At 72.0% G+C, this 24,581-nt stretch carries 20 protein-coding genes; 12 read left to right on the top strand and 8 right to left on the bottom strand.

Features of this window, described 5'->3' with window-relative positions; translation table 11 throughout:
* From ACFYO5_RS20695 to glgB, 3 genes are all read left to right on the top strand, one after another.
* Nucleotides 1-230, top strand: a 230-nt coding sequence (locus ACFYO5_RS20695; RefSeq protein WP_356567478.1) for an alpha-glucosidase C-terminal domain-containing protein, incomplete at its 5' end; no start/stop codon positions are given.
* Between the two features lie 87 nt (nucleotides 231-317).
* Nucleotides 318-1,700: a phosphotransferase gene (locus tag ACFYO5_RS20690; RefSeq protein WP_356567480.1), complete on the top strand. Its 1,383-nt coding sequence runs from the start codon at nucleotides 318-320 to the stop codon at nucleotides 1,698-1,700.
* Nucleotides 1,701-1,713: 13 nt separating this feature from the next.
* Complete coding sequence (gene glgB, locus ACFYO5_RS20685; protein ID WP_388710363.1) at nucleotides 1,714-4,290, top strand: 1,4-alpha-glucan branching enzyme; 2,577 nt, start codon at nucleotides 1,714-1,716, stop codon at nucleotides 4,288-4,290.
* Between the two features lie 3 nt (nucleotides 4,291-4,293).
* Here glgB and ACFYO5_RS20680 read toward each other — a convergent pair whose 3' ends face one another.
* The 4 genes from ACFYO5_RS20680 to ACFYO5_RS20665 all read right to left on the bottom strand — a co-directional run bounded on the left by ACFYO5_RS20680 (nucleotide 4,294) and on the right by ACFYO5_RS20665 (nucleotide 8,090).
* Entirely contained in the window at nucleotides 4,294-6,516 is a 2,223-nt protein-coding gene (locus tag ACFYO5_RS20680; RefSeq protein ID WP_388710361.1) for a HelD family protein, read from the bottom strand.
* A gap of 242 nt (nucleotides 6,517-6,758) precedes the next feature.
* The gene (gene trxA / locus ACFYO5_RS20675) at nucleotides 6,759-7,091 is read right to left on the bottom strand and encodes a thioredoxin (protein WP_388710359.1); all 333 of its coding nucleotides are present in this window, start codon (nucleotides 7,089-7,091) and stop codon (nucleotides 6,759-6,761) included.
* On the bottom strand, nucleotides 7,088-7,516 hold the full coding sequence (locus tag ACFYO5_RS20670) for a MerR family transcriptional regulator (protein WP_388710357.1): 429 nt from the start codon (nucleotides 7,514-7,516) through the stop codon (nucleotides 7,088-7,090). Before ACFYO5_RS20670 ends, trxA begins: the two co-directional genes overlap by 4 nt.
* Before the next feature lie 58 nt (nucleotides 7,517-7,574).
* Entirely contained in the window at nucleotides 7,575-8,090 is a 516-nt protein-coding gene (locus ACFYO5_RS20665; RefSeq protein WP_356567489.1) for an Lrp/AsnC family transcriptional regulator, read from the bottom strand.
* A 45-nt stretch (nucleotides 8,091-8,135) separates the two neighbouring features.
* On the opposite strand from ACFYO5_RS20665, the gene ACFYO5_RS20660 reads away from it, so the two are divergent.
* Nucleotides 8,136-9,047 (top strand): NAD-dependent epimerase/dehydratase family protein, encoded by a 912-nt coding sequence (locus tag ACFYO5_RS20660; protein ID WP_388710355.1) that lies wholly within the window; start codon nucleotides 8,136-8,138, stop codon nucleotides 9,045-9,047.
* 665 nt (nucleotides 9,048-9,712) lie between these two features.
* Here ACFYO5_RS20660 and ACFYO5_RS20655 read toward each other — a convergent pair.
* Complete coding sequence (locus ACFYO5_RS20655) at nucleotides 9,713-10,339, bottom strand: maleylpyruvate isomerase family mycothiol-dependent enzyme (protein WP_356567492.1); 627 nt, start codon at nucleotides 10,337-10,339, stop codon at nucleotides 9,713-9,715.
* A 90-nt stretch (nucleotides 10,340-10,429) separates the two neighbouring features.
* On the opposite strand from ACFYO5_RS20655, the gene ACFYO5_RS20650 reads away from it, so the two are divergent.
* The gene (locus ACFYO5_RS20650) at nucleotides 10,430-10,891 is read left to right on the top strand and encodes a MarR family transcriptional regulator (RefSeq protein ID WP_356567724.1); all 462 of its coding nucleotides are present in this window, start codon (nucleotides 10,430-10,432) and stop codon (nucleotides 10,889-10,891) included.
* Between the two features lie 86 nt (nucleotides 10,892-10,977).
* On the opposite strand, the gene ACFYO5_RS20645 is transcribed toward ACFYO5_RS20650, so the two are convergent.
* Nucleotides 10,978-12,666, bottom strand: a complete 1,689-nt coding sequence (locus ACFYO5_RS20645) for an MFS transporter (protein WP_388710352.1) — start codon at nucleotides 12,664-12,666, stop codon at nucleotides 10,978-10,980.
* Between the two features lie 125 nt (nucleotides 12,667-12,791).
* Between ACFYO5_RS20645 and ACFYO5_RS20640 the strand changes: the two genes are divergently transcribed.
* The gene (locus tag ACFYO5_RS20640) at nucleotides 12,792-13,415 is read left to right on the top strand and encodes a TetR/AcrR family transcriptional regulator (protein ID WP_356567495.1); all 624 of its coding nucleotides are present in this window, start codon (nucleotides 12,792-12,794) and stop codon (nucleotides 13,413-13,415) included.
* A gap of 191 nt (nucleotides 13,416-13,606) precedes the next feature.
* Here the strand turns inward: ACFYO5_RS20640 and ACFYO5_RS20635 are convergent, their stop codons facing one another.
* Entirely contained in the window at nucleotides 13,607-15,037 is a 1,431-nt protein-coding gene (locus ACFYO5_RS20635; RefSeq protein WP_388710456.1) for a cation:dicarboxylate symporter family transporter, read from the bottom strand.
* A 121-nt stretch (nucleotides 15,038-15,158) separates the two neighbouring features.
* On the opposite strand from ACFYO5_RS20635, the gene ACFYO5_RS20630 reads away from it, so the two are divergent.
* The 3 genes from ACFYO5_RS20630 (at nucleotide 15,159) to ACFYO5_RS20620 (ending at nucleotide 18,369) form a co-directional block, all read left to right on the top strand.
* The gene (locus tag ACFYO5_RS20630; protein ID WP_388710350.1) at nucleotides 15,159-16,805 is read left to right on the top strand and encodes an ATP-binding protein; all 1,647 of its coding nucleotides are present in this window, start codon (nucleotides 15,159-15,161) and stop codon (nucleotides 16,803-16,805) included.
* Nucleotides 16,802-17,509 (top strand): response regulator, encoded by a 708-nt coding sequence (locus ACFYO5_RS20625; RefSeq protein ID WP_356567499.1) that lies wholly within the window; start codon nucleotides 16,802-16,804, stop codon nucleotides 17,507-17,509. Before ACFYO5_RS20630 ends, ACFYO5_RS20625 begins: the two co-directional genes overlap by 4 nt.
* A 146-nt stretch (nucleotides 17,510-17,655) precedes the next feature.
* Entirely contained in the window at nucleotides 17,656-18,369 is a 714-nt protein-coding gene (locus ACFYO5_RS20620) for an XRE family transcriptional regulator (protein WP_388710348.1), read from the top strand.
* Between the two features lie 36 nt (nucleotides 18,370-18,405).
* Here ACFYO5_RS20620 and ACFYO5_RS20615 read toward each other — a convergent pair whose 3' ends face one another.
* Nucleotides 18,406-19,431 carry an ATP-dependent 6-phosphofructokinase gene (locus tag ACFYO5_RS20615; protein ID WP_356567503.1) on the bottom strand — a complete coding sequence of 342 codons (1,026 nt, stop codon included), beginning with the start codon at nucleotides 19,429-19,431 and terminating at the stop codon, nucleotides 18,406-18,408.
* A gap of 188 nt (nucleotides 19,432-19,619) precedes the next feature.
* Between ACFYO5_RS20615 and pta the strand changes: the two genes are divergently transcribed.
* The 3 genes from pta to pyk all read left to right on the top strand — a co-directional run bounded on the left by pta (nucleotide 19,620) and on the right by pyk (nucleotide 24,510).
* Nucleotides 19,620-21,710 carry a phosphate acetyltransferase gene (gene pta, locus ACFYO5_RS20610; protein WP_356567505.1) on the top strand — a complete coding sequence of 697 codons (2,091 nt, stop codon included), beginning with the start codon at nucleotides 19,620-19,622 and terminating at the stop codon, nucleotides 21,708-21,710.
* Nucleotides 21,707-22,990 carry an acetate kinase gene (locus ACFYO5_RS20605; protein ID WP_388710345.1) on the top strand — a complete coding sequence of 428 codons (1,284 nt, stop codon included), beginning with the start codon at nucleotides 21,707-21,709 and terminating at the stop codon, nucleotides 22,988-22,990. Before pta ends, ACFYO5_RS20605 begins: the two co-directional genes overlap by 4 nt.
* A gap of 89 nt (nucleotides 22,991-23,079) precedes the next feature.
* Nucleotides 23,080-24,510, top strand: a complete 1,431-nt coding sequence (pyk, locus tag ACFYO5_RS20600; protein ID WP_356567509.1) for a pyruvate kinase — start codon at nucleotides 23,080-23,082, stop codon at nucleotides 24,508-24,510.
* Nucleotides 24,511-24,581 lie beyond the last annotated feature (71 nt).

Raw genomic sequence — 24,581 nt, 5'->3', positions numbered from 1 at the left:
CGGCCGTCCTCGCCTTCCTGCGCGAGTACGAGGACGACCTCGTCCTGTGCGTCCACAACTTCTCCCGCTTCGCCCAGCCCACCGAACTGGACCTGAGCCGGTTCGGCGGCCGCCATCCCGTGGAGCTGTTCGGCGGAGTCCGTTTTCCCGCCGTGGGTGAACTGCCATATCTGCTCACTCTCGGGGGACACGGCTTCTACTGGTTCCGCTTGCGCAAGGAGACCGTCTAGAACCCCCGCGGCGGGGCGGTTTCTCCCGCCCCGCCCGGGGCACGCATCAGTAACACCCCGACCCCCGCGGGGAAAGGACGTGACGCCATGGCGGAAACGGTCACACTCTCCGGCACGACCACCAGCCCCGGGCTCCTCGCGTCACTGGCCCCCCTGCTGCGGGAGTGGCTGCCGCGGCAGCGCTGGTTCGCCGGCAAGGGGAGTCCGGTCACGGGTTTCTCGCTGGTCGCGGGCACCGAGCTGGTGCCGGCCACCTCCAGGCTGGGCCTCTACCACCTGCTGGTCCGCGCCCACCAGGGCGCCGCGCCCGGCGACTGCTACCAGCTGCTGATCGGCGCGCGCGAGGCGCTGCCGCCCCGGCTGGCGCCCGCGATGATCGGGCATGTGCCGGACGGACCGCTCGGCGGCCGGACCGTGTACGACGCCCTGTACGACACCCGGCCCGCCGAGATCCTCCTGGAGGCGCTGCGCACCGAGGCCCGGATCGGCGTGCTGCGCTGCGAGCGGGACCCCGCACAGGAGATACGCGCCGGTCTCGTGCCCCGCCGGCTGACCGCCGAGCAGTCGAATTCGTCGGTCGTCTTTGGAGATACGTTCATTCTCAAGCTGTTGCGCCGGGTGGTGCCCGGCGTCAACCCCGATCTGGAACTGCCGCTGGCCCTGGCCCGCGAAGGCTCCTCGCGGGTGCCCGCGCCGACCGCGTGGCTCCACGCGGACCTGGAGGACGGCCCCGGCGAGTCGTACGTCCTCGGCGTTCTCCAGCCGTACGTGCAGGGCGCGACGGACGGCTGGGAGCTGGCGCTGCGGGAACTGGCCAAGGGCGAGGACTTCGGCGCCGAGGCACGGGCGCTGGGCCGGGCCACCGCAGAGGTGCACACGGCACTGGCCCGCGCGCTGCCCACCGCCACCCTCGGCCACGCCCAGCTCGGCCCCCTGGTGGACGGCATGATCGAGCGGCTCGACGCGGCCGCCCAGGCCGTACCCGCGCTGCGCCCCCACGCACCCGGTCTGCGCACCGCCTTCTCGGCACTGGCCGACCTCGCCGCCGAGGGCCGGACCTGGACCGCCCAGCGCGTCCACGGCGACCTGCACCTCGGGCAGTGCCTGCGCGCGCCGTCCGGGGAGTGGTCGCTGATCGACTTCGAGGGCGAGCCGGCCCGCCCGCTGGCCGAGCGCAGGATGCCCCAGCCGGCCGTCCGGGACGTGGCGGGCATGCTGCGCTCCTTCGACTACGCCGCCCTGTCCGCCGACCCCGCGGCCCCCGGCTGGGCCGAGGTGTGCCGGGCCGCGTACTGCACCGGCTACGCCGAGGTGTCCGGTGCCGACCCCCGCACCGATCCCGTACTGCTACGGGCCTACGAGACGGACAAGGCGGTCTACGAGGTCGTCTACGAGGCCCGGCACCGCCCCGACTGGCTTTCCGTCCCGCTGTCCGCGATACGTCGGCTCGCCGCATCCGACCCGTCCTGAGGAGGCTTGCCCCGTGACTCCCAGCCCCCCGTCCCCCCACGGTTCCGACCCGAAGAACCCGAAGGTCCCGAAGAAGGCCCCGGTCGAGAAGGCCCCGGTCGAGAAGACGGTGGCCAGGACGGCGACGGCCAAGAAGGCGGCGGGCAGGAAGGCGGCGGCCGGGAAGGCCCCCGCGGAGAAGGTCACCGCCGCCGAGACCTCGACGCAGCAGGCCGCCACCGAGAAGGCCGTGGCCAAGAAGGCCGTCACCAAGAAGGCGGTCGCCCAGAAGGCCGTCACGGCGAAGGCCTCGACGAAGAAGACCCCGCCGAAGCGGAAGACCGGGGCGAGGAGGACCGCTCCACGCGAAGGCGCCGTCGGCAAGGGTCCCGTCGGCCCCCCGGCCGGGCCGGTCGACATAGCCGTCCCGCCGGCGCTGGACGCCGGTGACCGTGAACGGTTGTCGCACGGCACGCATCACGACCCGCACGCCGTGCTCGGCGCGCACCCGGCGCCCGGCGGGATCGCCGTCCGCGTCTTCCGCCCCCACGCGCTCTCGGTCACCGTCGTCACGGACGAACTGCGCGCCGACCTGCACGACGAGGGTGACGGCTTCTTCTCCGGCCTGCTGCCTCTGCCGGAGGTCCCCGCCTACCGTCTGGTCGTCGCGTACGAGGAGACGGTCCAGGAGACCGAGGACCCGTACCGCTTCCTGCCCACCCTGGGCGACCTGGACCTGTATCTGATCGGCGAGGGACGGCACGAGGAACTGTGGACGGTGCTCGGCGCGCACCCGATGGTCCACGAGGGCGTGAGCGGAACCCGCTTCTCCGTGTGGGCGCCCAACGCACGCGCGGTGCGGCTCGTGGGCACCTTCAACTTCTGGGACGGCATCGCCCATCCGATGCGTTCGCTCGGCTCCTCCGGGGTGTGGGAGCTGTTCGTGCCGGGGATCGGCGAAGGTGAGCTGTACAAGTTCGACATCACCCGGCCCGACGGTTCCCGCACCCAGCGCGCCGACCCGATGGCCCGCCGTACGGAGACCCCGCCGGCCACCTCGTCGGTGGTGGAGGCCTCGCACTACGAGTGGGGCGACGCCGAGTGGATGGCGAGTCGGGGGGACCGCCCGGCCCACGAGGCGCCGTTGTCGATCTACGAGGTCCACCTCGCGTCCTGGCGCCCCGGACTGACCTACCGCCGGCTGGCCGAGGAACTTCCCGCGTACGTCAAGGAGCTGGGCTTCACGCACGTCGAGCTGATGCCGATCGCCGAGCATCCCTTCGGCGGCTCCTGGGGCTACCAGGTCACCGGCTTCTACGCGCCCACGGCCCGCCTCGGCACACCCGACGACTTCCGGTTCCTCGTGGACGCGCTGCACCGGGCGGGCATCGGCGTCCTCATGGACTGGGTGCCGGCGCACTTCCCGCGCGACGACTGGGCACTGGCCGAGTTCGACGGGCGGCCCCTGTACGAGCCCGCGGACCCGCTGCGGGCCGCGCACCCCGACTGGGGGACGCTGGAGTTCGACTACGGGCGGCGCGAGGTGCGCAACTTCCTCGTCGCCAACGCCGTGTACTGGTGCGAGGAGTTCCACATCGACGGGCTCCGGGTGGACGCCGTCGCCTCCATGCTCTACCTCGACTACTCGCGCGAACCGGGCCAGTGGACACCGAACGAGCACGGCGGCCGGGAGAACCTCGACGCGGTGGCCTTCCTCCAGGAGATGAACGCCACCGTGTACCGGCGGGTCCCCGGCGTCGTGACCATCGCGGAGGAGTCCACGGCCTGGGACGGCGTCACCCGCGCCACCCACCACCGGGGGCCGAGCGGCTTCGGCGGGCTCGGCTTCGGGCTGAAGTGGAACATGGGGTGGATGCACGACTCGCTCCAGTACATGAGCCACGAGCCCGTGTACCGCAAGTACCACCACGGCGAGATGACCTTCTCCATGGTGTACGCCTACAGCGAGAACTACGTGCTGCCCATCTCGCACGACGAGGTCGTGCACGGCAAGAAGTCGCTCGTGTCGAAGATGCCGGGCGACTGGTGGCAGCAGCGCGCGAACCTGCGGGCGTACCTGGCGTACATGTGGGCCCACCCGGGCAAGCAACTCCTCTTCATGGGGCAGGAGTTCGCCCAGGGCGCGGAGTGGTCGGAGGAGCGCGGACCCGACTGGTGGCTGCTCGACCCCGCCTACGGGGCGGAGGCCGACCATCGTGGTGTGCGGGAACTGGTCGGCGATCTGAACGCCGTCTACCGGTCGACGCCGGCGCTGTGGGAGCGGGACACCGCCGCGGACGGTTTCCAGTGGGTGGTGGGGGACGCCGCCGACGACAACGTCCTCGCCTTCCTGCGCCTGGACGCGGACGGCACGCCGCTGCTGGCGGTGTCCCACTTCTCGCCCGTCGTCCGCCACGACTACCGGCTGGGGGTGCCGGACGACATACCCGCGTGGTACGAGGTGCTCAACACGGACGCCGGGCGGTACGGGGGCAGTGACGTGTTCCACCCCGACCCGGTGAAGCCGGAGCCTCAGCCGTGGCACGGCCACCCGGCGTCCGTCCGCCTGACGCTGCCCCCGCTGTCGACGGTGTGGCTGCGCCCGGCGTAGCCGTTACCCGAGGGCCTCCGCCAGCGGCTTCGGCAAGGGGCCCGTGTGCAGGACTCCCAGCCGCTGGGTGGCCCGGGTCAGGGCGACGTACAGGTCGCTCGTGCCGTAGCGGGACGGTTCCACGACCAGCACCGAGTCGAATTCCAGGCCCTTGGACTGGCGGGGGTCCAGGAGGACGACCTTGTGGGTGAGGTCCGGGTCGGCGTCCGCGGTGACCCCGTCGAGGCGGGCCGCCAGCCGGCGGTGCAGGTCCCGGGGGGCGATCACCGCGAGCCGCCCCTCCGCGGGGGTCAGCTCGGCCACCGCCCCGGCGACCGCGTCGGGCAGGTCGTCGGTGGCGCGCGCCCAGGGCCGTACGCCGGTGGACCGGACCGAACTCGGCGGTACGAAGTCCGGCTGCTCGGCGCGGACGACGGCCGCCGCCACGTCCATGATCTCCGCGGGGGTGCGGTAGTTGACGCCCAGCCGGGTGTGGTCCCAGCGGTCCCCGACGTACGGTTCGAGGATGCCGGACCAGGAGCCGACGCCGGCCGCCTCGGCGGTCTGCGCCGGATCGCCGACCAGGGTCATGGAGCGGGTCGGGACGCGCCGCATCAGCAGCCGCCACGCCATCGGGGACAGCTCCTGCGCCTCGTCGACGATGATGTGCCCGAACGCCCAGGTGCGGTCGGCCGCCGCGCGCTCGGCGGCGCTGCGGTGGTCGTCCTCCTCGTGGCGTTCGGCGAAGCGTTCGGCGTCGATGATGTCGTGGGCCGACAGGACCTCGCTGTCCTCGTCCTCCTTGTCGTCGAACTCGTAGGTCCGGGAGGCGTAGGAGACGTCGAGCACGCCCTGCGCGTAGGCGACCTGCCGTTGCCGCTCGCGTTCGGCGCGCTCGCGTGCCGAACGGTCGTCCTCGCCGAGGAGTTCGGCGGCCTCGTCGAGCAGTGGGACGTCCGCGACGGTCCAGGCCCGGGTGACCGGGCGGCGGACGGCGGCGGCGTCCTCGTCGGGGAGGTACCCCTCCGGGTGGGCGAGGAGGTCGGCCACCACCCGCCGGGGGGTGAGCACCGGCCACAACTGGTCGACGGCGGCCCACACCTCGGGGTTCTCCGCCAGTTCGTCACGGATCTGGGTGACGTCGCTGGGGTCGAGGAGGCTGGAGCCGTCGTAGGGGTCGGTGCCGACGCGTTCGGCGTACAGCTCGGTGAGGGTGTTGAGGATGTGGCCCTCGAAGTGCTCGCGGGCGGCGTTGTGCGGCAGTTTCGCGGCCCGGGCGCGCTCGCGGGCGACGCCCACCAGCCCCTCGTCGAGCATCAGCACCTCGCGGTCGTGCTGGATCGCGATCACCGGGTCGGGCAGCGCCTGACGGTCGCGTACGACGGCGGCCAGCACGTCGGCCATGTCCGCGCGCCCCTTCACGGCAGCCGCCTCGGGGGTGTCGGTGGCCGTCGCCCGCACGCCCGGGTACAGCTCACCGACCGTCGCCAGGAGTACGCCGGTCTCGCCGAGGGAGGGGAGCACCTCGCCGATGTAGCCGAGGAAGGCGGGGTTGGGGCCGACGATGAGGACGGCCCGCTTGGCCAGCAGTTCGCGGTGCTCGTAGAGGAGGTAGGCGGCGCGGTGCAGGGCGACGGCCGTCTTGCCGGTGCCGGGGCCGCCCTCGACGACCAGCACCCCGCGGTGGGGTGCGCGGATGATCTCGTCCTGCTCGGCCTGGATGGTCTGCACGATGTCGTGCATGCGGCCGGTGCGGGCGGAGTTGAGCGCGGCGAGCAGCACGGCGTCGCCGGCGGGGTCCTCGTGGCCGGTGCGGGTGGCGTCGCCGAGGTCGAGGAACTCGTCGTGCAGGGCGGTGACCCGGCGGCCGTCGGTGGAGATGTGCCGGCGGCGGCGCAGGCCCATCGGGGTGTGGCCGGTGGCCAGGTAGAAGGGGCGGGCGACGTCGGCCCGCCAGTCGACGAGGACCGGGGTGCGCTCGGGGTCGTCCCGGCGCAGGCCGATCCGGCCGATGTGGTGGCTGGTGCCGGAGGACAGGTCGATCCGGCCGAAGCAGAGGGAGCCGTCCACGGCGTTCAGCGCGGCGAGGAGCCCGGAGCGTTCGGCGACGAGGATGTCCCGCTCCAGGCGGGCCTGCATGGGGGTGTTGCCCTGGGCGAGGGCGTCGGTGACGGCGGTCTCGGTGACACCGCGCAGCGCGTCCACGCGCGCGTACAGACCGTCGATGAATTCCTGTTCGTCGCGCATTTCACGGTCGGTGAATTCGGAGTTCGATTCCGCGCTTACCTCGGTGTTCACCTCGGTACTCACCTCGTTGTTCACATCGGTGCCTGCGTCGGTGTTTGACAATGCCGCTCCCGCCCGGATATACTCTGCTCAATGAACTCGTCCGCGATTCGGTTCTCCGAAATCGCGAATCACTGAATATACGCCGAGAAAACCCCCGAGCGCAATTGCTCGGGGGTTTTCCGCGTGAGGGCGCAGGGCGCTCAGAGGACGTCCGACAACTCCTCCAGCAGGCGTCGCTTCGGCCGCGCGCCCACCATCGCCTTCAGCGGCTCACCGCCTCTGAACACCATGAACGTCGGCATCGACAGCACCTTGTACCGGTTGGTCGTCTCCGGATTCTGGTCCACGTTCAGCTGCACCACCTTCAGCCGCTCGCCCTCCTCCTCGGCGAGCGCCCTGAGCACCGGCGCCATCTGCCGGCACGGCGGGCACCAGTCGGCGGTGAACTCCACCAGCACCGGCAGATCCGCCGCGAGCACCTCCGACCCGAATTCCGCGTCGGTCACCTCGTCCACTCCGGCCACCTTGGTCACCGCTCCAGCCCTCCCAGTTCGCACACGGGCTCCGGGCCCCCCGGAGCCAGCGAATCGGCGGCCAGCTCGTCGCGCGCCCGCTCGGCCCGCGTGAGCTGCCCGGCGACCTTCTCGCGGACCGCCGTCAGCTCCCCGATGAGCGCGTCCAGCTCGTCCAGCTTGCGCCGGTACACCGCGAGCGAGGCCGGGCACGAGTCGCCCTCCGGGTGTCCGGCCCGCAGACACTCCACGAAGGGCCGCGTCTCCTCCAGTTCGAACCCGAAGTCGCGCAACGTCCTGATCTGCCGCAACGCCCGCAGGTCACCCTCGTCGTAGGCCCGGTGACCCAGCTCGTCGCGCCGCGCGGGCAGCAGCCCCCGCGACTCGTAGTACCGCAGCGTCCGCGTCGTGGTTCCGGCCCGTGCGGCCAGCTCGCCGATTCGCATGCCTACGAACGTACGGCTTGACGCCGACGTCAAGGCAAGGGGCGGCGGCTCCACGGCCTCACGCCGGCGGCAGGAGCGGCTTCCCGCGCACCGGGGAGGACAGCACGATCGACGTGGTGGTCCGCCCGAGCGCCGAGGCCTGTTCCAGGACCTCCTCCAGATGGACCGTGTCCGTGACGGCGACCTTGAGCAGCCAGCAGTCCTCGCCGATCACGTGGTGGGCCTCGGTGATCTCGGGGCGGTCGAGCAGCTCCAGGGTGCGGGGGTGCCCGAGGGTGTAGCCGCCGTGCGGGTTGACCCGGACGAACGCCTGGATGCCGTAGCCGAGGCGGGCCGGGGCGACCTGGGCGCCGTATCCCGTGACCGCGCCCGCGGCCTCCAGGCGCCGCACCCGCTCGGTCACCGCGGCCGGGCTCAGCCGGACCCGGCGTCCCAGCTCGCTCAGCTTGATCCGGCCGTCCGTCTGGAGGAGGTGCAGGATCTGCCGGTCCAGCGCGTCGAAGGCGACCGATGTTTCGTCGGCGACGGCGCGCGGACGCCGTGGTTCTTTCGGTGCGGTGGCCTGATCTCCCATGTCTTCCCCTTCATACCAGGCGGGTACGCCGGGAGAATTATGGTCATGGAGAAGGCGCGAGAGGTTCTGGTCATCGGCGGGAACCGGTACGTCGGCAAGCGGCTGGTGGACAGGCTGCTGGCGGCCGGCGACCGGGTCACGGTCCTCAACCGCGGGTCCTCGCGGCCGCCCGCGGAGGCGGTGCATCTCGTCGCCGACCGCGACGACGAGGAGGCGCTGCGCGCGGCGCTCGGCCCGCGCCGGTTCGACGTCGTCGTCGACCAGGTCTGCTACACCCCGCGCCAGGCGGCCGTCGCGGTGCGGGTCCTGGCCGGCCGCACCCGCCGCTACGTGCTGACGTCCACCGTCGAGGTCTACGAGTACGAGGACTCCATCGCCCCCGTGCGCGAGACGGACGTCGATCCGCCGGCCACCACCGTGGATCTCGGACTCCCCTGGAGTGACCCGGACTTCCTCGACGCCCACTACGGCGAGGGCAAGCGGCAGGCGGAGGCGGTGTTCGCGTCGGCCGCCACGTTCCCCTGGACCGCGGTACGGGTCGCGCACGTGCTGGGCGGCGCCGACGACTTCACCGGGCGGCTGGCCCACTACGCGGACCGCGTCCGCACCGGCGAGCCGATCTCCGTACCGGTCTCCAACCACCCGGCGACGTACATCCACGTCGACGAGATCGCCGACTTCCTGTTCTGGGCGGCGGGCGAGGAGTTCACCGGGCCCGTCAACGCCGCCTCCCACCAGCCGCTGACCACCGAGGACCTGTGCGGGGCGCTGGCCGGTCACTTCCCCGATGGCAGGACCGTCTTCCACGAGGTCGAGGTCGGCGAGATCTCGCCCCTCGCCTTCCGGCGCTCCTATCCCCTGGACAACTCCCGCGCGGTCCGGCTGGGCTTCACCTTCGGCAACGCCCGGCAGTGGCTCGGACGAGCGGTCGCGGAGACCCTGGGGGCGGGCGGCTGAGCCGCGGTTACGGCGACCACCGCTTGGGGGCGTCGATCCGGCCGCGGCAAGGTGACCCTGCGGACGGTTTCGGCCGACGGCAAGATGAACCTGCAGGCGGTTCCGGCCCGCCGCGGCAACATGCCCCCGCGGACAGCTCGGGCCCGACCGGGGCACGGGGCGGGCGGCGGACGGGCGGGTACCGCGACCGCCGCAGGGGGCGTCGATCCGGCCGCGGCAAGGTGACCCTGCGGACGGTTTCGGCCGACGGCAAGATGAACCCGCGGGCGGTTTCGGCCCGCCGCGGCAACATGCCCCCGCGGACAGCTCGGGCCCGACCGGGGCACGGGGCGGGCGGCAGACGGGCGGGCACGGCGACCGCCGCAGGGCCTCGATCCGCCCGTGGCGGCACGGCCCCACGGGCGACTTCGGCCCCGACCGGGGCACGGGGGCGGGCGGCAGACGTACGGGCACCGCGACAACCGCAGGGGGCCTCGATCCGCCCGCGGCGGCATGGCCCCGCGGACGGCTCGGGGCGAGCGGGGGGGGCGAGCGGGGCAAGGGGGCGGGGGCCGACGTACAGGTAGCGCGACCCCCGCGAGCGCTACAAGCCCCCCAGAGCGAACGCGCCTCCGCCGCGAGCGGCATCCTCCCGTCCGGGCGACCCTGCCTCCCCGCGCGCGGGTTCAGCCCGTCCCGGGCAGTCGTGCCTGCGCCGCGGCCCGCCGGCCCGTCAGCAGGAGCAGCAGGGCCGCGATCGGGCCGCGGATCTCCGTGCCCTCGCCGTGGCTCCACTCGATGTCCGTGGCGACCAGCCGGGCCCGTGGGAGGGGCCAGGGCCGGGGTGGGACGCGCATCGTGCAGACCCGGTCCGCGGCGTCGCGGGCCGCCTCGCGGGGCATCTCACGGTCCCGGCCGAGGGCGAGGGCGATGTCCTGGCCGTGCACGAGGATGTCGATGAGGGGCTCGCGGCGGCTGGTGGTGGGGGCGAGGCGACGGGAGCCGATGGTCGAGCGGAGCAGGGCGACGATCTCGGCGGTCGGGCGCCGCGCCTCACGGACGGCGCTGTCATGGATCATGCGGTTCCAGTCGCCGCGGGCGCGGACCATCTCGCCCAGCACCTGGCCGTAGGAGAAGCGGGCCGCCACCGTCAGATGCGCGGCCACGTCGCGCACCCGCCAGTCCCCGCACTGTGTGGGCCTCTCCCACTCATCGGGACCCAGCCCCTCCAACAGGTCGGCCAGGCTCGTCCGTTCACGGTCGATGACCTGCCAGCACGTGTCCTCGTCCAGCACCGCACCCACGGGAATCACCCACTCAAGTGGTAAGCTTCTCTAACCAAATTAGTCAGACACACTGACCAAAGTCAAGGTGTGCCGAAGCGGGGCGAGGAGGTGTCGGCGGTGACGACGGACGGCGGCCCCGGCGAGGCGGAGCCGGAGATCAACACGGGCGTCCTGCTGTTCCTCCCGTACCGGGCCCTGGAGAACCGCGTCTTCGCCGCCCTCGCCGAAGCGGGCTTCGACGACTTCACCCCCGCCCAGGCCCGGGTCCTCCAGCGCGTCGGCCCGCACGGCACCCGGCTGACGGACCTCGCCGAGCAGGCCCAGGTCACCAAGCAGACCGCCGGGTTCCTGGTCGACCAGCTGGAGAAGGCGGGGTACGTGCGGCGCGTGCCGGACCCGACCGACCGGCGGGCCCGGCTGGTGTGCGGCGCGGAGAAGGCGTGGGCGGCGAAGGCGGTCGCCGACGGCGTGGTCGCGGAGGTGGAGAAGGAGTGGGAGGAGCACCTCGGCAAGCGCCGGATGCGACAGTTGCGGGAGGCGCTGACGTCGCTGCGGGAGATCACCGACCCTTGGGCGTGATCGACGGCAGCGGTCGACCGACGGCATAGGTGGACGACGGCAGGTGCCGCCGACGTGGCCGGCACGTCGGCGGCACCGCACGAGGTTCAGCGCACCCCGCTGAGGCCCCGCTCCCCCGCCGTGTCCTTCTCCGCGTCCTCCGCCTCGGCCGACGCCGGCTTGCCCCGGCCCGGCAGCAGCACCGCCACCAGTACGGTTCCGACGCCGAGGACCACGGCGCCGACCAGGCTGGTGTGGGCCACCGCGTCCGCGAAGGAGGAGGAGACCGAGTCGGCCATGTGCCGCGCGTTCTCGGCGAGCCGGGCGGCCTGCTCCTTGAGCTGCGCGGCCTGCCCCGGGTCGGTCGACCCGGTCGCCTGCTCACCGAGCCGGCGCGCCTTGTCGGCGACGCCCTGCGCGACGGCGTACCCGGCGCCGACCGAGTCCTGGGCGGTGGCGAGGGTGCCGGCTGGGAGGCCGCTGCCGGACGCGGCGTCCCGGAGGTGGTCGGAGTACGACGTGCCCAGCAGCGAGCCGAGGATCGCGATGCCGAGGGAGCCGCCCAGCTCCAGCGAGGTGTCGTTCACGGCGCCGCCGACGCCCAGTTCGGACTCGGGGAAGGCCCCCATGATCGCGTCCGTGCAGGGCGACAGGGCGAGTCCGATCGCCACCCCGAGGACGACGAGGGGCGCCACGAAGTCGCCGTACGAGGAGGCGGCGTCGACCTGGGTGAGGAGGGCGAGGGCCGCCGTGCCGCCGACCATGCCCGCGGTGACCGTCCACTTCATGCCGACGCGCGGGGTGAGGTAGGCGGTCAGGGCCGAGCCGACGAACACCGCGCCGGCCAGGGGCAGCATGCGCAGGCCGGTGTCGAGGGCGTCGTAGCCGAGGACGAACTGGAGGTGCTGGGTGAGGTAGTAGAAGGCGCCGAAGACGGCCAGGAAGAACAGGGCGACGGCGAGGTTGGACCCGGCGAAGCGGCGGTCGGTGAAGCGGCGGACGTCCAGCACCGGGCGCGGGTGGCGCAGCTCCCACAGGACGAAGGCGAGCAGGGCCGCGGCGGCGACGACCGCCGCGCCGATCGCCTTGGGGCCCCAGCCGAAGTGCGGCCCTTCGATGATCATGTAGACGAGCGCGCCGATCCAGACCACCGACAGCAGTCCGCCGACGTAGTCGATGCGGTCGTGGTGCCCGGCCTTGGACGGCGGAACGAGGACGAGGGCGCCGACGATCGCGACGACGGCGACGGGCACGTTGATCAGGAACGTCAACGACCAGCCGTGGTTCTCCAGCAGCGCGCCGGCGACGAGCGGACCGGCCGCGATGGCGAGGCCCGCGGTCGCGGTCCACAGGGTGATGGCCTTGGCGCGTTCGGCGCGCGGGAAGGTGGCGGCGAGCAGCGACAGCGTCGCGGGCATGATGAGCGCGGCACCCACGCCCATCACGGCGCGGGCCGCTATCACGGCGGTGGAGCTGTCGGCGAGGTAGCCGGAGACCGCGCCGCCGGCGAACACCACGAGTCCGAGGACGAGCGCCCCACGCCGGCTGTACTTGTCACCGATCGCGCCGAGCAGCAGCATCAGCGCCGCGTACGGCACGGTGTAGCCGTCGATGACCCACTGGAGGTCGGCGCTGGAGAGGCCCAGGTCCTCGGTCATGGCGGGCGCGGCGACCGTGAGGGCGGTGTTCGCCATCACGATGATCAACAGGCTCAGACAGAGGACGAGAAGCGCCCACCAGCGTCGGCGGTAGGGGCCCTCCATCTCTTCGACCGGTTCGTTCATGACGAGTCGCATGGCAGGGATCGCCTTCCTCGGGACGTACGCGGCTACATTTGCACAACACTGTGCAATATACGGCTACTGCACAGCACTGTGCAAATCCAGGGTGCGGAACGAGCCATCCCCGGAAGGCAGGCACAATGGCCGCCATGACCACGGGTAACAGCAGTCGCGCCGAGGCAAACCGACGCCGCATCCTCGATGTGGCCCTCGCCGAACTGTTGCGCGACCCGGATGCCTCGATGGACCAGATCGCCCGCGCCGCCGGGGTCGTACGGCGCACGGTGTACGGCCACTTCCCCAGCCGGGAGGCGCTGATCAGCACGCTGGTCGACGAGGCGGTGGCGGCGCTGGCGGCCGCCCACGAGCCGGAGCGGGAGGCCGCCGGAGACCCGGCGGAGGAACTGGCCCGGTCCGTGCTGGCCGTGTGGCGGATCGCCGACCGCTACCGCCTGCTGGTCGCGCTGGCCCAGCGCACGGTCACCATGCAGGGCATCCGGGAGCGGCTCGCCCCGGTCCGCCGGTCCACGGTCCGGCTGCTCCAGCGCGGCCTGGACGAGGGGACCTTCGTCTCACCGCTGCCGGCGCCGGCGCTGGCGTACGTGCACGAGCAGATCGTGTTCGCGCTGATGGAGGCCGTCAACGACGAGCTGCTGAGCACCCACGAGGCGGGCCACTCGGCCGCCGTCACGACGCTGACCGCCGCGGGCGTGCCCGCCACCCTGGCCACCGCACTGGTGACGAAGGTCGACGGGACCCGCTGACCGACCGCGGCCGCACGGAAAACGCCGCGGGCCCCCGGTGGCGAACACCGGGGGCCTGCGGGAGAAGAAGCTGAACCGGGCGGCTGAGCTACGGGGGAGTACTCAGCCGCCCGGCGTGCACCGGGTGTCCGGCCCCGGTTCAGGCGGGGCCGGACACCCGGAGTGGGAGGAGACGCGCCACTCAGGGGGCGTCAGGCCTTGGCGAGTTCCTTCTCGCCCTCCTCGCGCTGCTCGGGCACCTCCGCCACCGGGGCGTCGTGGCCGCCGTGGGCGTCGTCGAGCAGGGTCTTCTCGTCGAAGGGCAGCTCGCCCGCGAGCACCCGCCCCACGCGCTCCTTGTCGATCTCCTTGGTCCAGGTGCCGATCAGGACCGTGGCGACGGCGTTGCCCGCGAAGTTCGTCAGGGCGCGGGCCTCGCTCATGAAGCGGTCGATGCCGACGATGAGGCCGATGCCGTCCACCAGGGCCGGCTTGTGCGACTGGAGGCCGCCGGCCAGGGTCGCCAGGCCGGCGCCGGTGACACCGGCGGCACCCTTGGAGGCGACCAGCAGGAACAGCAGCAGCGGGATCTGCTCACCGACCGACATCGGCGTGCCCATCGCGTCGGCGATGTACAGCGAGGCCATGGTCATGTAGATCATGGTGCCGTCGAGGTTGAAGGAGTAGCCGGTCGGGACGGTGATGCCGACGACGGGCTTGCTGACGCCCAGGTGCTCCATCTTCGCGATGAGGCGCGGCAGCGCCGACTCGGAGGACGAGGTGGACAGGATCAGCAGGAACTCGCGGAACAGGTACTTGAACAGGACGAAGATGTTCAGCCCCGAGACGATCCGCAGCAGTGTGCCGAGCACGATGAAGACGAAGAGGAAACAGGTGGCGTAGAAGCCGAGCATCAGGACGGCGAGGCTCTTGAGGGCGTCGACGCCGGCCGAGCCGGTGACGGCGGCGATCGCGCCGAAGGCACCGATCGGGGCGGCCCACATCACCATGCCGAGGATGCGGAAGACGAGCCGCTGGATGTGCTCGACCCCGCGCAGGACCGGCTGGCCGGCCTCGCCCATGGCCTGGAGGGCGAAGCCCGCGAGCAGCGCGACGAGCAGCGTCTGGAGCACCTCCCCGCCGGTGAAGGCGGAGACGACCGTGGTCGGGATGATGCCGAGCAGGAACTCGGTGGTGTCCTTGGCCTCCGCCGACACCTGCGCCTGACCGGTCTCCTTGACCGCGTCGGTGAGCGCGAGGCCGGTGCCCGGCTCCAGGATGTTGCCGACGACGAGGCCGATGCCGAGGGCCACCAGCGACATGACCATGAAGTAGCCGAGCGCGATACCGCCCACGGCGCCGACCTTGGCGGCCTTGCGGACCGATCCGATGCCGAGCACGATCGTGCAGAAGATGATCGGCGAGATCATCATCTTGATCAGGTTCACGAAGCCGGTACCGATGGGCTTCAGCTCGACCGCGAAGTCCGGAGCGATCAGGCCCACGGCGATACCGATGGCGACCGCGACGATCACCGCGATGTACAGATAGTGCGTGCGGTCCCGCTTGGCGGCGGGTACGGCGGATGCCGTATCGGGGGTGCTGGCGGCCACGGCTGCCCTCCTTGACGTCTTCGTCGGCATCACCGGCGTGCGGCTCACGTCCGGGGGTATGGGGGATGCCGTGACTATCCCCCCGCCCTGTGAGCGCGGTCACCCTTCCGTTCATTTAGTTCACGCCTGACGCCGGGGGCACACTGACGGCATGCGCATCCCCGTCCCGAGACCCCGCAGCCTGGCCGGCCAGCTGTTCGCCATGCAGGCCGTCCTGATCGCGGTCGTCGTCGCGGGTTACGCGCTGTTCACCTATGTCAGCGACCGCGGCCAGGCCGAGGAGGCCGCGAGCCGGCAGGCCTCGGCGGTGGCCCGCTCGGTCGCCGACTCCCCCTCCGTGCGGGAGGCGATCGGCACCCCGGACCCGACGGCCGAACTCCAGCCGTACGCGCTGCGGATCATGCACGACACCGAGGTCGACTTCGTCACGATCATGAATCCGGCGGGGATCCGCTGGACCCACCCGGACGAGAGGCAGATCGGCCTGCACTTCCGGGGCAACACCGCGCCCGCCCTGAAGGGCGACACCTTCACCGAGACCTACACCGGCACCCTCGGCCCGTCCGTCCGCGCCGTCACCCCCGTCGAGGACGACGACGGCCGGATCATCGGCCTGGTCAGCGCGGGCATCAAGGTGGAGGCGATCACCAAACGGGTGCAGGACCAGGTGACGGCGCTGTTCGGCGTCGCGGCCGGCGCCCTCGCGCTGGGCGCGGTCGGCACGTACGTCGTCAACGCCCGGCTGCGCCGCCACACCCACGGCATGAACGCGGCCGAGCTGAGCCGGATGCACGACTACCACCAGGCGGCGCTGCACGCGGTGCGCGAGGGACTGCTGATGCTGGACGGCCAGTACCGGGTGGCCCTGATCAACGACGGCGGCCGTGAACTGCTCGGCGTCTCGGGAGAGGTGGTGGGCCGGTCGGTCGCCGAACTCGGTCTGCCCGCCCCGCTGACCGGCGCCCTGCTGTCCTCCGAACCGCGGGTCGACGAGGTGCATCTGACGGCGGACCGGGTGGTGGCGGTGAACACCTCGCCGGTGTCCGGCGGAGAGCGCCGGGGCACGGTGGTGACACTCCGCGACGTCACCGAACTCCAGTCGCTGATGGGCGAGTTGGACTCGGAGCGCGGCTTCACGCAGGCCCTGCGCTCGCAGGCCCACGAGGCGGCGAACCGGCTGCACACCGTCGTCTCGCTCATCGAACTGGGCCGCGCCGACGAGGCCGTGGACTTCGCGACCGCCGAACTGGAACTCGCCCAGGCGCTCACCGACCAGGTGGTGGCCGCGGTGAGCGAGCCGGTGCTGGCGGCGCTGCTGCTGGGCAAGACCGCGCAGGCGAACGAGCGGGGCGTGGAGCTGGTGGTGTCGCGCGGCAGCGGCCTCGACGACGGGCTGCTCCCGGAGTCGCTGCCCGCCCGGGACCTGGTCACCATCCTCGGCAACCTCATCGACAACGCCGTGGACGCGGCGCAGGGCAGCGTGCGGGCGCGGGTCGGGGTGACCGCGTGCACCGAGCACCGCGCCGGGGGCGGCGGCGAGCTGGTGCTGCGGGTGGCGGACACCGGCGCCGGGGTCGACCCGGCCCACGCCGAGCAGGTCTTCGAACGGGGCTTCTCCACGAAACAGTCCGGACCCGGGGGCCGCGGCCTCGGTCTGGCGCTCGTACGGCAGGCTGTGCACCGCCACGACGGCACACTGTCGGTGGCGGAGGCCGAGGGCGGCGGAGCGGAGTTCGAGGTACGGCTGCCCCTGCGCACGACGGTCGCCGCCGTGCCGGCGTCGGGAGGCGAGCGATGACAGGCGTTCCGGGAGTTCCGGGCGAAGGGCCGATCCGGGTGCTGGTGGTCGAGGACGACCCCGTCGCCGCCGACGCGCATGTCCTGTACGTCGGCCGGGTGCCGGGGTTCGTGGCGGTGGGCAAGGCGCACACCGGTGCGGAGGCGCGGCGCCTGCTGGACCGTACGCCGGTGGACCTGCTCCTGCTCGACCTGCATCTGCCGGACGGGCACGGACTCCAGCTCGCGCGCTCGCTGCGGGCGGCGGGCTATCACGCGGACGTGATAGCGGTCACCTCGGCGCGCGATCTGACGGTGGTCCGGGAGGGCGTCTCGCTCGGCGTCGTCCAGTACGTGCTGAAACCGTTCACCTTCGCCACCCTGCGGGACCGTCTCGTGCGGTACGCGCAGTTCCGGGGCGCGGCCGGCGAGGCGAGCGGCCAGGACGAGGTCGACCGCGCCCTGGCCACCCTGCGCGCACCGGGCCCCGCGGCACTGCCCAAGGGCCTGAGCGGCCCGACCCTGGAACGGGTGACGGGCGCCGTGCGGGAGGCGGCGGAGGGACTCACCGCGGCGCGGGTGGCCGAGGCGGTGGGGATCTCCCGCATCACCGCCCGCCGCTACCTGGAGCACCTGGTGGAGGCGGGAAGGGCGGAACGCAAACCGCTGTACGGCCAGGTGGGAAGGCCGGAACTGGTGTATCGGTGGGTCCCGGCCGGCCGGTGAGAGGCCGCGGGCGGGCCGAGTAGCGCCCCGGCACCGGCCGCAAGGGGAGGAACCGACGGAATCTCCTCACCGTAGGTTCCCACAACCGGTGACTATGGCCGAACGGCCCGTAGTCACAGCAGCTTGCGACGCCTACGGTGTGCCCCGTGCCCCGACCCCTGCCCCACACCCACCAGCCCGGTCCCCCCTTCGACGCCCTCGCCGCCCGTCGGCTGCGCGCCGCGCTGGGGATGACCCCGGACCACGTCGCCCACGGCCTGCGCGTCTCGTTCGGGCTCCCCTACGCCACTCCCGAACTCGTCGTCTCCTGGGAGCGCGCCGCCACGTCCCCCAGCAGCCCGGAGCTGACCGCCCTCGCCGGCGTCCTGTGGTGCTCCCCCGCCGAACTGACCGGCCGCCCGCGCACGCTCCGTGAGTTCCGCATCGCCCGGGGCGTGGCCCCGGAGGACGTCGCCCGCGCGGTCGGCCAGGAGCTGCCCGCCTATCTGCGCATGGAGGAGAGCGGGCAGTGGCGCGGCACCGACCGCCAGTCCGCCGTGCTCACGCAGCTGCTCGGTCTGACCCTGCCCGACCTGGTCGCCGTCACGGACCGGGAGGCCGAACTCGCCGAACTCCTGCGCGGCGCGGTCGGCTCCCGCTGGCAGGCCTACACCAAGCAGATCGGCAGGATCGTGCCGCTGGACCGGCGCCTGCTGGAGGCCACCCTCCAGCAGCTGCACCACAGCTACCAGGGGCAGATGACGGCCACGCTGAGCTGGGGCGACGGCGGCGCGGCCGGCGCCGCGAGCGACACCGGCCGGGACTTCCTCGACCGGATCACCGAACACTTCTGGACGGCGGTCGAGAGCAACTCCGGCTGAGGGGGGCCCGGGGACCAGGGGTCCGGAAGACGGGGTCTAGAAGACCGACTCCGCCTCGTCGATCCGGTCCCTGGGCACCGTCTTCAGCTCGGTGACCGCCTCCGCGAGCGGCACCATCTTCACGTCGGTGCCGCGCAGCGCGGTCATCATGCCGAACTCTCCCCGGTGCGCCGCCTCGACCGCGTGCCAGCCGAAGCGGGTCGCGAGGACCCGGTCGTAGGCCGTCGGCACACCGCCGCGCTGGACGTGGCCGAGGATGACCGGCCGGGCCTCCTTGCCGAGCCGCTTCTCCAGCTCGTACGCCAGCGCCGTGCCGATGCCCTGGAAGCGCTCGTGGCCGAACTGGTCGATCGCGCCCTTGCTGTAGTCCATGGTGCCGTCGGCGGGGTGGGCGCCCTCGGCGACGCAGATCACCGCGAACTTCTTGCCGCGCGCGAACCGCTCCTCGACCAGCTTCACCAGGTCGGCCGGGTCGAAGGGGCGCTCGGGCAGGCAGATGCCGTGGGCACCGGCCGCCATGCCGGACTCCAGGGCGATCCAGCCCGCGTGCCGGCCCATGACCTCGACGACCATCACGCGCTGGTGGGACTCCGCCGTGGTCTTCAGGCGGTCCATGGCCTCGGTGGCGACGCCCACGGCCGTGTCGAACCCGAAGGTGCGGTCCGTGGAGGAGATGTCGTTGTCGATGGTCTTCGGGACGCCGACGACCGGCAGACCCGCGTCGGACAGCATCCGGGCCGCCGTCAGCGTGCCCTCGCCGCCGATCGGGATCAGCGCGTCGATGCCGAACTCGTGGATCATGTCCGAGGCGTTGTCGCAGGCCTCGCGGAGGCGGTCGCGCTCCAGCCGGGAGGAGCCGAGGATCGTGCCGCCGCGGGCCAGGATGCCGCTCACGGCGTTCAGGTCGAGCGTGCGGTAGTGGCCGTCGAGCAGACCGGCGTATCCGTCCTCGAAGCCGATCACCTCGTCGCCGTAGTTGTCGACCGCGCGGTGCACGACCGACCGGATCACTGCGTTCAGGCCGGGGCAGTCGCCGCCTGCGGTGAGGACTCCGATGCGCATCCTGCTGTGTCTCCTGCTCGCTGTGGGTACCGGTGAGCCAGCTCCGATTCTTTCATGCCCCCGGAGAGACTGTCGCTTGACGGGCGCCTTATCCGCGGTCAGGGGTATTGTCAAGAGGGTTCTGCTCACCTCGGTGGGCGATTTTTATGAGCCAGGCGGAAGCCACCCAGACGGAACGGAGAGCACGCGTGACGCGCAGCGTGTACGTGACCGGGATCGACCGCGGCGACGGCCGCCAGGTCGTCGAGTTGGGGGTCATGGAACTCCTGACCCGCCAGGTCGACCGGGTGGGCGTCTTCCGCCCCCTCGTCCACGACGGGCCCGACCGCCTGTTCGACCTGCTGCGTGCCCGTTACCGGCTGTCGCAGGACCCCGCGACCGTCTACGGCATGGACTACCACCAGGCGTCCGCCCTCCAGGCCGAGCGGGGCGCCGACGAACTGGTCTCCACGCTCGTCGACCGCTTCCACCGGGTGGCCCGCGAGTACGACGTCGTCCTGGTCCTGGGCACCGACTACGCCGACACGCAGTTCCCGGACGAGCTGTCCCTGAACGCCCGCCTGGCCAACGAGTTCGGCGCCTCCGTGATCCCCGTCGTCGGCGGCCGCCGGCAGACCGCCGAGTCGGTGCTCGCCGAGACGCGCAACGCCTACCGCGCCTACGACGGCCTGGGCTGCGACGTCATCGCCATGATCGCCAACCGGGTCGCCCGCGAGGACCGCGAGGAGATCGCCGGACAGCTCGTCTCCCGGCTGCCGGTGCCCTGTTACGTGCTGCCCGACGAGCCCGCCCTGTCGGCGCCGACGGTCGCGCAGGTCAGCACGGCCCTGGGGGCGAAGGTGCTGCTCGGCGACGACTCGGGCCTGGCCCGCGACGCCCTCGGCTTCGTCTTCGGCGGCGCGATGCTGCCGAACTTCCTCAACGCCCTGACGCCCGGCGCCCTCGTCGTCACCCCCGGCGACCGGGCCGACCTGGTCGTCGGCTCACTGGCCGCGCACAGCGCCGGCACCCCGCCGATCGCCGGCGTCCTGCTGACCCTGGGCGAGGTGCCGAGCCAGGAGATCCTCACGCTCGCCGCCCGCCTGGCGCCCGGAACGCCCGTGCTGTCCGTGGCCGGCAACAGCTTCCCCACCGCCGAGCAGCTGTTCTCCCTGGAGGGCAAGCTGAACGCGGCCACCCCGCGCAAGGCGGAGACCGCGCTCGGCCTCTTCGAGCGGCACGTCGACACCGCCGACCTGCTGAAGCGGGTGTCCGCGCCGAGCAGCGACCGCGTCACGCCGATGATGTTCGAGCACAAGCTGCTGGAGCAGGCCCGCTCCGACCGCCGCCGGGTCGTCCTCCCCGAGGGGACCGAGGAGCGGGTGCTGCACGCGGCCGAGGTCCTGCTGCGCCGCGGGGTCTGCGACCTGACCCTGCTCGGCCCGGCCGACCAGATCCGCAAGAAGGCCGCCGACCTCGGCATCGACCTGGGCGACTGCCAGTTGATCGACCCGGCCACCAGCGAACTGCGCGACTCCTTCGCCGAGAAGTACGCGCGGCTGCGCGCCCACAAGGGCGTCACGGTGGAGCTGGCGTACGACGTCGTCTCCGACGTGAACTACTTCGGCACGCTGATGGTGCAGGAGGGTCTGGCCGACGGCATGGTGTCGGGCTCCGTCCACTCCACGGCCGCCACGATCCGGCCCGCCTTCGAGATCATCAAGACCAAGCCGGACGCCGACATCGTCTCGTCCGTCTTCTTCATGTGCCTCGCCGACAAGGTCCTCGTCTACGGCGACTGCGCGGTGAACCCCGACCCGGACGCCGAGCAGCTCGCCGACATCGCCATCCAGTCGGCCGCCACCGCCGCCCAGTTCGGTGTGGAGCCGCGGATCGCGATGCTGTCGTACTCGACGGGCACGTCCGGTTCGGGCGCCGACGTCGACAAGGTGCGCGAGGCGACCGGGCTGGTCCGGCAGCGGCGAGGCGACCTGCGGATCGAGGGGCCGATCCAGTACGACGCGGCCGTGGAGCCGAGCGTCGCGGCGACCAAGCTGCCGGGCTCCGAGGTCGCGGGACAGGCCAGTGTGCTGATCTTCCCCGACCTCAACACCGGTAACAACACCTACAAGGCCGTGCAGCGTTCGGCCGGCGCGATCGCGGTCGGACCGGTGCTCCAGGGGCTGCGCAAGCCGGTCAACGACCTGTCCCGCGGCGCGCTCGTGCAGGACATCGTCACCACCGTCGCCATCACGGCGATCCAGGCCCAGACCCTCGACCAGAAGGTTCCCCAGCAGTGACTTCCCACCCGTCGCCCCGCGCCGCCCTGCCCGACGAGCCGCGTCCGGCCCCCTCCTCGCGGGTCCTCGTCCTGAACTCCGGCTCGTCCTCGGTGAAGTACCAGCTGCTCGACATGCGCGACGGCAGCCGTCCGGCGCAGGGGCTCGTCGAGCGCATCGGCGAGCGGACCTCGCGGCTCAGGCACACGCCGCTCGCGACGGGCGAGTCCCGCGAGTGGACCGGGCCCATCCCCGACCACCAGGCGGCCCTGAAGTCCGTCGCCGAAGAACTCGCCAAGGACGGACTGGGCCTGGATTCACCGGAGTTGGCGGCGATCGGGCACCGGGTGGTGCACGGCGGCAAGCACTTCACCGAACCGACCCTGATCGACGCGACGGTGCTCGCGGAGATCGAGCGGCTGATCCCGGTGGCCCCGCTGCACAACCCGGCCAACCTGACCGGGATCCGTACGGCGCGGGCGCTGCGCCCGGACCTGCCGCAGGTCGCCGTCTTCGACACCGCCTTCCACACCACGATGCCGGAGTCGGCGGCGCGCTACGCGATCGACGTGCGGACCGCCGACGAGCACCGCGTCCGGCGCTACGGCTTCCACGGCACCTCGCACGCCTACGTCTCCCGGGCGACCGCGAAGCTGCTGGGCAAGGCCCCCGAGGAGGTGAACGTCATCGTGCTGCACCTGGGCAACGGGGCGTCCGCCTCCGCCGTACGCGGCGGGAAGTGCGTCGACACCTCGATGGGACTCACGCCTCTCGAAGGCCTGGTCATGGGTACCCGGTCCGGGGACGCCGACCCGGCCGTCATCTTCCATTTGGCACGTGTTGGTGGAATGTCCATCGACGAAATCGACACTCTTCTCAACAAGAAGAGCGGGCTGATCGGCCTCTGCGGCGACAACGACATGCGGGAGATCGGGCGGCGGATCGGCGAGGGTGACGAGCGGGCGAAGCTCGCCTTCGACATCTACATTCACCGTCTGAAGAAGTACATCGGCGCCTATTACGCCGTGCTCGGCCGGGTGGACGCGGTCGCGTTCACCGCCGGGGTCGGCGAGAACTCGGCGCCGGTGCGCGAGGCGGCCGTCGCGGGCCTGGATTCCCTGGGCCTGGCGGTGGACGACGAGCTGAACGCCGTACGCAGTGACGAGCCGCGGCTGATCTCGCCCGCGGGCGCGCGGGTGCGGGTCGCCGTGGTGCCCACCGACGAGGAACTGGAGATCGCCACGCAGACCTACGCGCTGGTCGAGCGGAATCGATATGCGGCTCCGGCGCGTGGCAACTGAGCGGGAAAGCAACTGAGCGCCTTCCCGCCCATTTGTATCTTCCACCAGACGGAATATTCCGCAGCGAAACAAACCGATAGGATCGCCCCATGCGCCGTTCGAAAATCGTCTGTACTCTCGGCCCCGCGGTCGACTCCCACGAAATGCTCGTGTCGCTGATCGAAGCCGGCATGAACGTGGCCCGCTTCAACTTCAGCCACGGCTCGCACGCCGAGCACCAGGGCCGGTACGACCGCGTCCGGGCCGCCGCCAAGGAGACCGGCCGGGCCATCGGTGTCCTCGCCGACCTCCAGGGCCCGAAGATCCGCCTCGAGACCTTCGCCGAGGGTCCGGTCGAGCTGGTGCGCGGTGACGAGTTCACCATCACCACCGAGGACGTGCCCGGCGACAAGACGATCTGCGGCACCACCTACAAGGGTCTGCCCGGCGACGTCTCCCGCGGCGACCAGGTCCTGATCAACGACGGCAACGTCGAGCTGAAGGTCCTGGACGTCGAGGGCCCGCGGGTGAAGACGATCGTCATCGAGGGCGGCGTCATCTCCGACCACAAGGGCATCAACCTGCCCGGCACGGCCGTCAACGTGCCCGCGCTGAGCGAGAAGGACATCGAGGACCTGCGGTTCGCGCTGCGCATGGGCGCCGACCTGGTCGCGCTGTCCTTCGTCCGCGACGCCAAGGACGTCCAGGACGTGCACCGCGTCATGGACGAGGAGGGCCGCCGCGTCCCCGTCATCGCCAAGGTGGAGAAGCCGCAGGCGGTGGAGAACATGGAGGACGTCGTGATGGCGTTCGACGGTGTGATGGTCGCCCGTGGGGACCTGGCTGTCGAGTACCCGCTCGAGAAGGTCCCCATGGTGCAGAAGCGGCTCATCGAGCTGTGCCGCCGCAACGCCAAGCCGGTGATCGTGGCGACCCAGATGATGGAGTCGATGATCACCAACTCCCGTCCCACCCGCGCCGAGGCCTCCGACGTGGCCAACGCGATCCTGGACGGCGCGGACGCGGTCATGCTGTCCGCCGAGTCGAGCGTGGGCGCGTACCCGATCGAGACCGTGAAGACGATGTCGAAGATCGTCACCGCGGCCGAGACGGAGCTGCTCTCCAAGGGCCTCCAGCCGCTCGTGCCGGGCAAGAAGCCGCGTACCCAGGGCGGTTCGATCGCCCGTGCCGCGTGTGAGATCGCCGACTTCCTCGGCGGCCGGGGCCTGGTGGCCTTCACCCAGTCCGGCGACACCGCCCGCCGTCTTTCGCGCTACCGCGCGACCCAGCCGATCATCGCCTTCACCACCGACGAGGGCACCCGCAACCAGCTGACGCTCAGCTGGGGCGTCGAGTCGCACGTCGTGCCGTTCGTGAACAGCACCGACGAGATGGTCGACCTGGTGGACCAGGAGATCATCAAGCTCAACCGCTTCAACCCGGGGGAGATCGTGGTCATCACCGCCGGCTCGCCCCCCGGCGTCCCCGGCACCACCAACATGGTCCGCGTCCACCACCTGGGCGAGGACGTCCGCGGCTGACCCGCGGCGGCGGACACCGTACGGCACTGAGGGCGCCCCCTGGGAAGGGGGCGCCCTCAGTGCCTTGGTGC

The sequence above is a fragment of the Streptomyces sp. NPDC006259 genome (assembly GCF_042870975.1).
Classification (GTDB): domain Bacteria; phylum Actinomycetota; class Actinomycetes; order Streptomycetales; family Streptomycetaceae; genus Streptomyces.
Note: the sequence above shows the minus strand (reverse complement) of the source record. Positions and strands in the feature narration are given on the sequence as shown.